Annotated in this window: 11 protein-coding genes, 2 pseudogenes and 1 other annotated feature; of the genes and pseudogenes, 11 read left to right on the forward strand and 2 right to left on the reverse strand. The window is 37.5% G+C overall.

The window, feature by feature from the left end; genetic code table 11:
- The 7 genes and pseudogenes from ACEN33_RS10305 to ACEN33_RS10335 all read left to right on the forward strand — a co-directional run.
- Nucleotides 1-116, forward strand: a pseudogene (locus ACEN33_RS10305) (IS30 family transposase); the annotation flags it as partial.
- Between the two features lie 112 nt (nucleotides 117-228).
- Nucleotides 229-1224, forward strand: a complete 996-nt coding sequence (gene citC / locus ACEN33_RS10310) for a [citrate (pro-3S)-lyase] ligase (RefSeq protein ID WP_407095028.1) — start codon at nucleotides 229-231, stop codon at nucleotides 1222-1224.
- Between the two features lie 16 nt (nucleotides 1225-1240).
- Nucleotides 1241-1546, forward strand: coding sequence for a citrate lyase acyl carrier protein (citD, locus tag ACEN33_RS10315; RefSeq protein WP_218930095.1), 306 nt, complete (start codon nucleotides 1241-1243; stop codon nucleotides 1544-1546).
- Nucleotides 1534-2421 (forward strand): citrate (pro-3S)-lyase subunit beta, encoded by an 888-nt coding sequence (gene citE / locus ACEN33_RS10320; protein ID WP_138403877.1) that lies wholly within the window; start codon nucleotides 1534-1536, stop codon nucleotides 2419-2421. Before citD ends, citE begins: the two co-directional genes overlap by 13 nt.
- Nucleotides 2422-2423: 2 nt before the next feature.
- Nucleotides 2424-3956, forward strand: a complete 1533-nt coding sequence (citF, locus tag ACEN33_RS10325) for a citrate lyase subunit alpha (protein ID WP_407095029.1) — start codon at nucleotides 2424-2426, stop codon at nucleotides 3954-3956.
- The gene (gene citX / locus ACEN33_RS10330; protein WP_407089787.1) at nucleotides 3949-4482 is read left to right on the forward strand and encodes a citrate lyase holo-[acyl-carrier protein] synthase; all 534 of its coding nucleotides are present in this window, start codon (nucleotides 3949-3951) and stop codon (nucleotides 4480-4482) included. The genes citF and citX overlap by 8 nt, the downstream gene beginning before the upstream one ends.
- 169 nt (nucleotides 4483-4651) lie before the next feature.
- Nucleotides 4652-5950 (forward strand): SLC13 family permease, encoded by a 1299-nt coding sequence (locus ACEN33_RS10335; RefSeq protein WP_407095030.1) that lies wholly within the window; start codon nucleotides 4652-4654, stop codon nucleotides 5948-5950.
- A gap of 277 nt (nucleotides 5951-6227) precedes the next feature.
- Here ACEN33_RS10335 and ACEN33_RS10340 read toward each other — a convergent pair whose 3' ends face one another.
- Nucleotides 6228-7400, reverse strand: a complete 1173-nt coding sequence (locus ACEN33_RS10340) for an aminotransferase class I/II-fold pyridoxal phosphate-dependent enzyme (protein ID WP_407095031.1) — start codon at nucleotides 7398-7400, stop codon at nucleotides 6228-6230.
- Nucleotides 7401-7620: 220 nt separating this feature from the next.
- Nucleotides 7621-7880 (forward strand) — a binding site (T-box leader).
- 46 nt (nucleotides 7881-7926) lie between these two features.
- Here ACEN33_RS10340 and ACEN33_RS10345 point away from each other — a divergent pair.
- Both ACEN33_RS10345 and ACEN33_RS10350 read left to right on the forward strand, forming a co-directional pair.
- Complete coding sequence (locus ACEN33_RS10345) at nucleotides 7927-8988, forward strand: methionine ABC transporter ATP-binding protein (protein ID WP_138403872.1); 1062 nt, start codon at nucleotides 7927-7929, stop codon at nucleotides 8986-8988.
- A gap of 55 nt (nucleotides 8989-9043) precedes the next feature.
- Nucleotides 9044-9724, forward strand: a complete 681-nt coding sequence (locus ACEN33_RS10350) for a methionine ABC transporter permease (protein WP_407089828.1) — start codon at nucleotides 9044-9046, stop codon at nucleotides 9722-9724.
- Nucleotides 9725-9779: 55 nt separating this feature from the next.
- Here ACEN33_RS10350 and ACEN33_RS10355 read toward each other — a convergent pair whose 3' ends face one another.
- Nucleotides 9780-10499 carry a GntR family transcriptional regulator gene (locus tag ACEN33_RS10355; protein WP_407095033.1) on the reverse strand — a complete coding sequence of 240 codons (720 nt, stop codon included), beginning with the start codon at nucleotides 10497-10499 and terminating at the stop codon, nucleotides 9780-9782.
- 151 nt (nucleotides 10500-10650) lie between these two features.
- On the opposite strand from ACEN33_RS10355, the pseudogene ACEN33_RS10360 reads away from it, so the two are divergent.
- A pseudogene (locus ACEN33_RS10360) lies at nucleotides 10651-12099 on the forward strand (6-phospho-beta-glucosidase).
- A gap of 128 nt (nucleotides 12100-12227) precedes the next feature.
- Complete coding sequence (locus ACEN33_RS10365; protein WP_407095034.1) at nucleotides 12228-13001, forward strand: sulfite exporter TauE/SafE family protein; 774 nt, start codon at nucleotides 12228-12230, stop codon at nucleotides 12999-13001.
- The last annotated feature ends 101 nt before the right edge of the window (nucleotides 13002-13102 follow it).

The raw sequence follows: 13102 nt of genomic DNA on the forward strand, positions 1-13102 counted from the left end.
TGTCATCGATTGCACACAAACGGAACACGATTCCACGGAAATCCTTACACTACCGAACACCGTTGGAAGTATTTTTGAGTTACTTAGATGAAGCAGTTTTGTCTAGCTTAATTTGACAAATCAAAAAATTAATATATAATAAATAGTGGAATGAAGAAATAAATGATTTTCTTCATACAATATTGGTTTGGGGCAGGCAATAGAACTTTTAGTCAATAAAAAAGGAAGATGATAGTGTATACAACGAAACGTTTATGGATTCATCGAAGCCAAAGTACACGCAAAGATTGGGAAGATTTATTAGAAGCTTCCAACTTAAGCACTCAGGAACAGACCGATTATACAGTCGGTATTTATAAAGGTGATGATCTCGTTGCTACTGGTTCATATGCTGGCAACGTTATTAAATGTGTAGCCGTTCATTCAGACTATCAATCAGAAAACTTTCTGACGGATATTGTTGTCCATCTAATGGATCAACTAAGAAGTAATGGCTCAAATCATTATTTCGTCTATACATGTCCAAAGAATAGTGTTTACTTTAAATCACTAGGCTTTAATAAGATTGTAGAGACGTCGAATGTTACCTTCATGGAATTTGGTCATCCTAATTTTGAAGATTACTTATCTATGTTAAGTAATCATAAAAAAGAAGGAAACAATGGCGCAGTCGTTATGAACGCCAACCCGATTACTAAAGGACACCTTCACTTAATTGAAGAAACAGCCAAACGAAGTGATTACGTGTATGTATTCGTTCTGTCTGAAGATCGTTCTGAATTTAATGATGAGGAGCGGATGATGTTGGTAAAACGTGCAACCGCTGACATGACAAATATCATTGTCTTACCAACGAATGATTATATGGTCTCTTCGGCAACATTCCCATCGTACTTCTTGCGAGATCGTGCTCAAGAAAGTGTCGCACGAATTCAAGCAACGGTTGATGCTACGTTATTTAAAGAAAGAGTGGCTCCGATTCTTAATATCAGACACCGCCTCGTCGGTAAAGAGCCCTATTCACGCGTAACAGAGATTTATAACGAAAGTATGAGCGAAGTTTTTCAAGATGATTTGGAATTAGAAATTATTCCAAGATTAGAAGTAGAAGGTGAAGTGATTAGTGCAACGAAAGTACGTCAAGCACTTTCGGAAGGTCATCCAGAAAGCATTAAAAACTTAGTTCCAAGTACAACGTACGACTATATTCAAAACAAAAAATAAATTTGAGGTGAAAAAGATGGAAATTAAACAAAATGGTGTCGCAGGGACGGTAGAGTCATCTGACATTATGGTCACTGTGGCCCAATCAGATAATGGTATCGTGATTGAACTAGAAAGTAGTGTAGAGAAACAATTCGGAGCACAAATCCGTAAAGTCATCAAAGAAACTTTAGAAAAACTTGGAGTGGAAAACGCAAAAGTAACTGCTGTTGACCAAGGTGCATTAGATTGTACCGTTCAAGCAAGAACAATTGCAGCTGTTTATCGCGCTGCTGATGAAACTACATTTAACTGGAAGGAGATTGCAACATGGAGCGTTTAAGAAGAACGATGATGTTTGTGCCTGGTGCTAACGCAGCAATGCTTAGAGATGCACCTTTATACGGCTCAGATGCAGTAATGTTTGATTTAGAAGATGCTGTATCATTGAACGAGAAAGATACTGCACGTATGTTAGTACATAATGCATTAAAAAATATTGACTATAGTAACGTTGAAACGGTTGTTCGTATTAACGATTTAAAAGCTGGTGGAGATCAGGATATCGAAGCATCAGTATTAGGTGGCGTGAACGTGATTCGTTTACCAAAAACTGAAAATGCACAAGAAATCAAAGACGTGGAAGCTGTTATCGAACGAGTTGAGAGAGAAAACGGCATCGAAGTGGGTACAACAAATATTATGGCTGCGATCGAATCAGCTACAGGTATTTTAAATGTACGTGAGATTGCTCACGCGTCAGACCGCTTAATCGGTATCGCTCTAGGAGCAGAAGACTACGTGACAAACATGAAGACTGAAAGAAGTGCCACTGGAGAAGAATTATTCTTCGCACGTAGCTTCATTCTACATGCAGCGAGAGATGCAGGTATTGCAGCTTTAGATACTGTTTATTCAGACGTAGATAACGAAGAAGGCTTCAGAAATGAAGTACAACGTATTAAACAATTAGGTTTCGATGGAAAATCAATTATCAACCCTCGTCAAATTCCAATTGTTCATGATGAATACGCACCAACACAAAAAGAAATTGACAATGCAAAAGAAATTATTTGGGCAATTCAAGAAGCTGAAGAAAAAGGTTCAGGGGTTATCTCTGTTAACGGAAAAATGGTTGATAAGCCAATCGTTGAACGTGCTGAGCGTGTGATTGCTTTAGCTAAAGCAGCGAATATCATTACAGAGGAGGAACTATAATTATGGTTAAGAATACAGTCGGTCGCGATATTCCACAACATATTGTTGATCAATACGGTGCTTATGGAGAAGAATCTAAATACAGCACACAATATGAAGAGACTATCCGTAAAATCAATCCTATTAAACTAGGTGATGACAAATTAGTAGGTAGCTTACGTGAAGCGATTGAAAAAACAGGACTTAAAGACGGTATGACAATTTCTTTCCACCACCACTTCCGTGAAGGTGACTATGTACTAAACATGGTCATGGATGAGATTGCAGCAATGGGAATTAAAGATTTAACGATTGCACCAAGTTCAATTGCTAACGTTCATGAGCCATTAATCGAACACATTAAAAATGGTGTAGTCACAAACATTACATCAAGCGGTTTACGTGATAAAGTCGGAGCAGCAGTTTCAGACGGAATTATGAAAAACCCAGTTGTACTACGTTCTCATGGTGGACGTGCACAAGCAATTGCATCAGGCGAAATCAAAATTGATGTTGCCTTCATAGGTGCGCCAAGTTCAGATGCCTATGGAAATATAAATGGTACTAAAGGTAAAGCAATTTGTGGCTCATTAGGTTACGCGAAAGTGGATGCAAGATATGCAGACAACGTTGTAGCCATTACAGACTCATTAATGCCTTATCCAAATACACCAATTAGCATTCCTCAAACAGATGTTGACTATGTTGTTGAAGTTGATGCTATCGGAAATCCTTCAGGGATTGCTAAAGGGGCAACTCGATTCACGCAAAACCCTAAAGAATTAGTTATCGCAAAATACGCTAACCAAGTGATTACGAACTCACCATACTTTAAAGATAAATTCTCATTCCAAACAGGTACAGGTGGTGCATCATTAGCTGTATCTCGTTACTTACGTGAAGATATGATTAAAGAAAATATCACTGCTAGCTTTGCTTTAGGTGGTATTACAAATGCAATGGTGGAGCTACATGAAGAAGGTTTAGTAGATAAATTAATTGATGTTCAAGACTTCGATGCACCATCAGGAGAATCATTAGGACGTAATCCTGAGCATACGGAAATTGACGCGATTTTCTACGCTTCCCCATTATTTAAAGGGGCTGCGATCAACCAGTTGGATGTATGTATTTTATCGGCACTTGAAATCGATACAGACTTCAACGTTAACGTTGTTACTGGATCAGACGGAGTAATTCGTGGAGCCATTGGTGGTCACCCAGATACAGCATCAGCAAGTAAGATGTCATTAGTTATCTCACCGTTAGTTCGAGGAAGAATACCGACTGTTGTTGAGCAAGTTAACACAGTCATTACACCAGGATCAAGTGTTGACGTAGTTGTTACTGAAATTGGTATTGCCATTAATCCACAACGTCAAGATTTAGTAGAACACTTCAAGAACGTTGATATTCCACAATTTACAATTGAAGAATTAAAAGAGAAAGCTTACGCAATAGTAGGAACACCTCAACCAATTGAATATGGAGAGAAAGACGTTGCTTTAATTCAATACCGTGATGGTACGATGATCGACGTTGTTCGCAATGTATAAGGATGAAGTATTTAATGGCCCGGAAGTGAGTTTAATGGAGATGCTGGATGCGCGTGAAAAACGTGCATTCAGACAGACCCAGATTATTAATCAACATTCTCCGGGTTCATTATTATCTGTCACTTTGAATATACCAGGTAATATTAAAACATCTCTTTATCTAGTGGGTGTCTTTGAAGAAATGCTGACAGAAATAAAAGCAAAGTTAGACGATGTGACGGTTCAGTTTTCAGAAGATTTGAACTTGCCAACTGGGCCAGAAGCATATTTCTTTGTGGATATTGATAGTATTGAATTGAAAAAAAGAATGGTGGCACTTGAAGAAACGCATTCAAAAGGCCGTGTCTTTGATTTAGATGTTGTTAAATTAGAAGACGGAAAATTAAGCAGTTTGAAGCGTGAAGAGGTTGGAGTAGGAAAGCGTCAATGTTATATTTGCGACCGTCCAGCTAAAGAATGTGCTCGTTCTCGCAAACACTCAATTGAAGAATCACAAGAAGCAATCGCAAATATCCTTTTAGGATAAGTGATTGTCTATTGGGTTTTATGTGAAGAAATACACATGTAAAGAACAGTTAAAAGACAGTGCGCATATTGTTTTAATAGGATTACTATATTAGAATGTAACTGTAAACGGTTTCTTAATGAGTGTTTGAGGGAAGTTTCACAAAATAATATATATATAGGAGGAAAATATGTATTTAGCAATAATAGGTTTTATACTCATAATCATATTGATGTTTGTCTTAATCGGAGAGAAAATGTCTCCACCGATGGCTTTCATCATTTTACCACTGATCGCAGCAGTAATTTCTGGAGCAAGTATTGCGGATATAAGTTTATACGTTAACGATGGATTGGCGTCTATCTTAAACACTGCAGTTCTGTTCTTATTCTCGATCTCATTCTTTACATTAATGTCCGAACAGGGGTTATTCGACCCGTTAGTGGACTTTGTAATTAGTAAAGTTGGTAACAAAATTACTGCAATCTTTATCGCGGTTTTACTAGTTGCTGTTGTATCTCACTTAGATGGTAGTGGTGCTTCAACTTACTTAATCGTAATTCCAGCATTTAAACCAATTATGGATAAGTTAGGCGTTCGTCCAGTAGTATTCTTAGGAACAGTTGTTGGACTAATGTCAGCGATGAATATTATCCCTTGGGGTGGACCAACAATTCGTTCGGCTTCTGTAGCAGGGGTAGAGGTTTCTGAACTTTATTCATTCATCTTCCCAGCTGTAATTGTAATGTTCTTATTAGCAATCGTGAATGCTGTGATTAACTCACGTCGTAAACGTGAAGGTTCAGGTGTTGATGGAAACATTAATATTGCTGACTTAGCAGATACTGCTGACGCAGAACCAAAAACAAGCAAAGGTCTTTACATCTATAACTTAGTTGTAACATTAATTATGTTAGCTCTATTATTTATCGATACTGGTTTACCAATGCACTTTATCTTCATGGTTGCATACGCATTCGCAATCTTAGGTAACTTTAGATCAGTGAAAGAACAAGGTAAGAAGATCCAAGAATATGGTAATAACGCTATCGTTATGACGATGACATTATTCGCCGTAGGTATCTTTATTGGTGTTATCGAAGGTTCTGGAATGGTTGAAGCAATGGCTACAACAATTATTAACGCATTACCAGAATTTATCGCACCACACACACACTGGTTCTTAGCATTATTCTCAGTACCATTAATGATGGTTCTTGGTACAGACGCGTTCTACTTCGCATTACTTCCAATTGTAATCGGAATTGTAGAGCCATTCGGAATTTCAGCATCGACAGTTGCTGCTACATTCTTAATTACAGGTACTTATGGTACTTACATCAGTCCAACAGTTGCTGCCAACTACGTTGGGGTATCATTGGCTGGTACAACCATTGGTGAGCATATTAAAGCAAACTTACCAATTATGTGGGCAGCAAGTATCATTACATTAATAGCTGCAACACTCTTAGGTGTAGTGCAATTCTAGAGCCACAAAGCAACAAACCGTTTTTCATTAACAATAAAAACACACAGTCCGCTGTGTGTTTTTTCTTTGCAGATTTTTAAAGATTCGGGTGGTAACTGGAAGGATAGGCGAGAATTGTTCCATTTAATCACTTTAACCAGAACAATAATAAAATATTCTTCCATTTAATCGGTTTAACCGGAAGAATAAATAATAATTCTTCTACTTAACCACTGATTAACCAATACAAAGAACACCTCCAAGCGTCACTTGGAGGTGTTGATAATTATCACTATACTTATTTAGGTTTATTTTCTTCAACAAAAGCTTCAATACGGTCAACGGCTGTTTCTAGGTTTTCTAGATTTGCAGCATAACTTAGACGGAAGTAGTTTTTACCAGCTTCACCGAATGCTTGACCAGGCACTAGACCAACTTTTGCTTCGTGAGCAACTTTAAGACAGAAGTCCATGTCGTCGCCTTCAAACCAATCTGGAATCTTGATGAATAGATAGAAGGCACCATTCGGTGTTGAGACATCGAAGCCCATATCGCGGAATCGGCCCAATAAGTAATCACGACGGATCTTGTATTCTAAGCGCATTTCTTCAATGGCTGCGTCTCCTTCTTCTGAGTAAGCAGCAAGTCCAGCAAATTGTGCTTGCGTTGTTGGCGCATTGATTGCACCTTGATGAATAACAAAAATTTGTTTTAAGACATCTGCAGGCCCCGCAACAATCCCCATACGCCATCCAGTCATAGAATGCGATTTAGATGCACCATTGATTAAAATAGTGTGTTCTGGAAGATATTTAGCTACTGAGACGTGTTTGCCTTTGTAAGTTAACTCTGCATAGATTTCATCTGAAATCACCCAAATATCATGTTTTTTAACGACTTCAGCAAGGCCTTCGATTTGCTCAGCTGTATAAGTATGTCCTGTTGGGTTTGATGGGTGGTTCATTAATAAGACTTTAATGTCTTTATCTTCAGTCAACACTTTGTCTAAGCGTTCTGGCGTTAAGATGAAGTCATCTTCTGTTACGTCTACCGGTACAAATTCCCCACCAGTTAAGTTTACTTGAGTTTTGTAAACGGCATAGTTCGGCGCAGCGGCAACAACTTTATCACCAGGGTTTAGTAATGCATATAGTGAAACGAAAATTGCTTCAGTCGCACCCACGGTTACAATAATTTGATCTTCAGCACGGTAATCTAGGTCGTACTTACGTTTTAAATAACCGCTAATCGTTTCACGTAATTCAGCTAACCCTTTTGAATGGCTGTATCCGTTAAAACTTTTATCGATAGATTGAATTGCTGCATCTTTAATGAAACGAGGTGTTGGAAAATCTGGTTCACCTAAGGTTAATTTAATTAAGCCTTCGATACCTGAAATTTTATCATTAAAGGCACGAATCGGACTCGGTTTAATAGATTTTAACGTTTCTTTTGTATTTCTTTTTGTCATATATATTCCTCCTACGTATTGCATTGTATAGAATAAACTCATCTGATTTTAATCTTAATAACAACCTCATAATACCATAATTATTAAAATTTAGGAAGATTGAAGTGATAGTGTGCGTTTTAAGTGTTGTAGTTTTTGCTGTTTTTGATTATGAGAATTACATAAAGTGCATTGACATTATTCTCATTTTTAGATATGCTTACACACAGATAAAAAAAAACTAAACGCTATGAAATGGTAAGTAAGAAGTGACATCTTTCAAAGAGAGCTCGCAGATGGTGAAAGTGAGTAAAGAGATAGCTTGTGAACATGGCCATGGAGCGGTCATTCTGAAGATAAGTAAGAATGAACGGAAACAACCGTTAACATCGTCGCAGTATAAATATTTTCTTAGAGATTTGTACTGTATGAGGCTAGGCTAGTAATGGTTTGGCGAATTAAGGTGGTACCACGAACTTTTTATGCACATTCGTCCTTTTTTAAAGAGATGAATGTGTTTTTTTTGTATAGATAGGAGGATAAAAAATTGATTGAACTAAAAGATATCGATGTTATTTTTAGTAATGATGACAAAGTTGTCACGGCGGTTAAAGACGTGAATATTACAGTTGATCGCGGTGAAATATTCGGAATTGTTGGCTACAGTGGGGCAGGTAAAAGTACCTTAGTACGTACGATTAACTTACTACAGCCCCCCACACAAGGAACGGTTACGGTAAATGGACAAGAAATGCAAAAATTAAGTAAGAAAGAATTACGTGGAGCGCGTAAAAAGATTGGAATGATTTTCCAACATTTTAACTTAATGGATTCGCGTACAATTTTTGATAATGTCGCTTTTCCGTTAAAAGGAAGTGGCTTAAGTAAAGATGAGGTCGCTCATAAAGTGGCTGAGTTATTAGATCTCGTTGGTTTAGAAGAGAAGACAGATAATTATCCAAGTCAATTATCTGGAGGTCAAAAACAACGTGTCGCGATTGCGCGTGCCTTAGCGAATGATCCAGACGTTCTTTTATGTGATGAGGCAACAAGTGCTTTGGATCCCAAGACAACATCGTCAATCCTAGATTTATTACGCAAATTAAACGAACAATTAGGTTTAACCATCGTGATTATTACACATGAGATGTCTGTAGTCAAAGACCTATGTCACCGCGTAGCTGTTATGGAAGACGGGCATGTATTAGAACAAGGTTCAATCGTTGATATGTTCACAAATCCTCAAAAATCATTAACAAAAGAATTTATTAATACAGCCACGCACTTTGACCAAGAAATCGGTTTAGTCCTCACGCATCCAATGATTCAAAACATTGATGAGAATGGTGAGATTATTCGCTTGAGTTACGTTGGAGATGAAACAACGAAACCCATCTTAAGTAACTTAGTACGCGAATTTGATGTAAACGTCAATATCCTTTACGGACATGTGGAAATTTTACAAAATACACCGATTGGGAATATGTTAATCGCAGTCGAAGGGACATCAGAGAATGTTGATAAAGTGATTGAGCATCTTGAAAATAGTGATGTCAGCACACAAAGATTTAATGATTTAGTAAAAGAATACGTGAAGAGGGAGGGATAACATGAGCGAATTAGTCTTAACAATTGGAAGTAGTTCGAAAGAAGTGTCGTCAGGTATTGTTACATTTTTAGAAACACACATTCCATATGCTTGGGAATTAAGAGAAGAATTTGTGGAAGCCATTTGGGAAACAGTTTATATGATGCTCGTATCTATTGGAATCGGTGGTTTAATCGGTTTGATACTGGGTATTATTATGACAGTGACTGGTTTCAATGGGATTTTAGAGAATAAAGTCGTTTATAAGGTCTTAGATTCACTGGTGAATATCTTCCGATCAATTCCATTTATTATTTTACTGGCCTTATTAATAAATGTAACAAGAGCGATTGTTGGAACAACGATTGGACCAACAGCTGCAACAATTCCAATTATTGTAAGTACGATTCCATTCTTTGCTCGTCAAGTTGAGATTGCCTTATTAGAGGTTAATCCAGGGGTAGTTGAAGCTGCTGAAGCCATGGGATCATCAAGTTTTGATATTATTACGCGTGTTTATTTACGCGAAGGGTTAACAGCTTTATTACGTGTAAGTGCCTCAACCGTTATTAACGTCATTGGTTTAACAGCGATGGCCGGAACTGTTGGTGGGGGTGGATTAGGTACGATGGCTATTGCGAGAGGTTACCAACGTAGTCGTATGGACGTTATCCTAGTCGCAACTGTGTTGATCTTAATTATCGTTTTTATTACACAATTAATCTTTAACTTGTTAATCCGAAAGACTGAACATTAAATATAGCGAGAGCAGGCATCTTAGAATCATTGATTCTAAGATGCCTGCTCTTTTTTTAGTTCATTAAGTTGTAGTAGCTATTTCCTTGAATAAAGAACTGTGACTCTTCATAATGGTAGATGATTTTTGAATAATCAAATGGCACACCATTAGCCAAGTAAAAGATCGATTCGACTTGAATACCTGGGTCGCCTTCTTGTAATTCTAAGTAAACGGCATTTTGTTGGTTTAACTTACCAACTCTGAGGTAATGGTCTAAGAAACTGATTTGCAGTTTTAGATTGTTCGTTAAGTAATTAAAGACGGACTCTTTTGCGATTTGTTCATTCAAATACATGACGATATTTTTATCAAAGTAAGATTCTTCAATACAAAAGATGCGTCCCTCGATATAACGGAGTCGCTTCAAGTAATAAACTGGTTGATCAGCGTCGATTTGTAGATGTGCCTGAACGGTTTCAGACGGGATGACTTCTTTTAACTCTAAGACAGTGGATGTTATATCGAATTCGCGCAACATGCTGTCAAAACCTTGAATCTCCATAAGGTTAATATAGCCTTTATGTCTACGTCCTCGAACAAAAATACCACTCCCTCTTACTTGATAAATTAATCCGTGGCTTTCTAACTCATCCAAGGCTTTAATGACAGTGTTCTTACTTACTTCAAATTTGGAAACTAATTCATCTAAGCTAGGTAATTTATCACCTTGCTTTAAATTATTAGCTTCTATATATTTAATTATTTCTTTTGCTGTATATTCATATTTAAGCATGTTATTAGTCCTTTACTTAGTTTGTTTGTCCTCATTAATATATCATAGAAGCTTTAACTTGACAAAGTGTACAGGTATAATTAAAATTATACCTGTACTGATCAATATTTTAAAAATATGAAGATTGACAAAGAATGAGGAGGATATATTTATGAGTAAATTACCAAAAGATTTCTTATGGGGCGGGGCAGTAGCTGCCCATCAATTAGAGGGTGGCTGGAATGCAGGTGGTAAAGGGCCGAGCGTTGCGGATATAATGACCGCAGGTGCGAACGGACAACCGCGTGAAATTACAGAAACCGTTGAAGCCGGTAAATACTATCCAAACCACGAAGCGATTGATTTCTATCATCGTTATAAAGAAGATGTGGCGTTATTCGCTGAGATGGGCTTAAAAGCGCTCCGTACGTCAATTAACTGGACGCGTATTTTTCCAAAAGGTGACGAAGCAGAACCGAATGAAGAAGGTCTACAATTTTATGATGATCTTTTCGATGAGTTATTAAAGCATGATATCGAACCGGTGATTACCTTAACTCACTTTGAAATGCCGCTGCATTTGGCTCATGAATATGGTGGATTTAGAAACCGTTAAGTCATTGATTTCTTTGTAAAATTCGCTGAAGTTGTATTTAACCGTTATAAAGATAAAGTAAAATATTGGATGACTTTCAATGAAATTAATAACATGATGGATTATTCGAATCCAATCTTCTTATGGACGAACGTCGGGGTTCAAGTTAAAGAAGGCGAGAATCCTAAAGAAGTCATGTATACAACTGCGCATAATGTTCTTTTAGCAAGTGCAAAAGCTGTTGCGATTGGTAAAGAAATTAATCCGGATTTTGAAATTGGCGCAATGGTTTCTCATATTCCAATCTATCCAATCAATTCAGACCCTAAAAACGTGATGCTTGCTGAAGAATCAATGCGTCTACGTTACTTCTTCCCAGATGTTCAAGTAAATGGTTACTATCCAAATTATGCTCTAAAAGAATTCGAACGTGAAGGCCTGAATATTCCAATGAAAGACGGTGACGCAGATATTTTAGCTAATGGAACCGTTGATTATCTAGGGTTCAGTTACTACATGTCGAATGCGGTTGATATTAATAGCGGGCAAGGTGAAGATGAGGAAGCAAACGTTCATGGTAAGATTCCTTATCAAGTTGACAATCCTTACTTATCAGCTAGTGATTGGGGCTGGACAATTGACCCTGTTGGTTTACGTTATGTATTAAATCGCTTGTGGGATCGTTATCAAGTTCCTTTATTCATCGTTGAAAATGGTTTTGGAGCTATAGACACGGTTGAAGAAGACGACAGCATCCATGACCCAGAGCGTATTAACTACTTAAAAGGCCATATCGAAGAGTTAATCAAAGCAGTCGATTATGATGGCGTTGAATTAATGGGTTACACTCCTTGGGGAATTATTGACTTAGTTTCATTTACTACCGGTGAAATGAAAAAACGTTACGGAATGATTTATGTTGACCGTGATAACGAAGGGAACGGAACTCTCGACCGTTCGAAAAAAGATTCATTTGAGTGGTACAAAAAAGTTATCGCAACAAATGGTGAAGATTTAGAAGCTTAATTTAAGAAGGCTCGAACATGGGGGGTGTTCGGGCTTTTTGTTGTCTAAATGCCCCTTTCCTTAATAGACGCCCCCTTTAGTCTATGCTACACTCAAAGAGTTGAAATTTAAGTGAAAGAGGTTATTTGATGGATTATACTCTAATTTTAATGGTTGTTGGAGCGGTCTTTTTAGGCTCACTCATGCGTGCAACCTTTGGTTTTGGGGACTCAGTTGTAAGTATGCCATTATTAGCGCTACTACCGATTCCATTTTCAGTATCGGTGTCATTAATTGGTCTGACTGGGATGACAACTGCGTTAATGTCAATTCAAAGAGGTTGGAAAGATAAAGATCCAGTCGTGATTAAGAAATTAACACTCGCAACAATCATCGGGATTCCGGTTGGACTGATTCTAGTTCGCTTTGCAGAACAGTCAGTGATTAACTTGATTTTAGGGAGTGTCTTAGTGATTTATTCAATGTATTCACTCACGGCCTCACCCGCGCGTCGAGATTACTTACAAGCAAAATTTGAAAATCCAAATTACTCTTATCCATTCGGATTTCTAGGCGGTATGTTAGGGAGTGCCTACAATATGAACGGTATTCCAGTGGTACTTTATGCTGCGGCCCGTGATTGGACGCCACGTCAGTTTCTCGGAACAGTTCAATCTCATTTCTTGATCTCGAGCGTATTTGTTATTTCCGGTCATGCTTTAAGTGGCTTTTGGAATTGGGATGTGGCTATTTACTTCGCCTTTTCAGTTCCAGTCGTTGCTTTAGCCATGTATATCGGAAGAAAAATTTACAACAAAATAGACACTGACAAATTTAGAACTTATATTTTTATTATGATTCTAATTCTAGGTGCAGTTAATATTGGTAACTTTATCCGGTTCTTGAATTTTTGGTGTTGGTGAGAGAAATCTCACTGACACCTTTTTTTGTATGTACACAAAAGCCAGTGAATTCCTATATAATAAAGTTACCATACATTACTAAAAGGAGAATTCACTTGGCT

Origin of the sequence: Ruoffia sp. FAM 24228 (genome assembly GCF_045528575.1) — a bacterium.
GTDB lineage: Bacteria > Bacillota > Bacilli > Lactobacillales > Aerococcaceae > Ruoffia > Ruoffia halotolerans.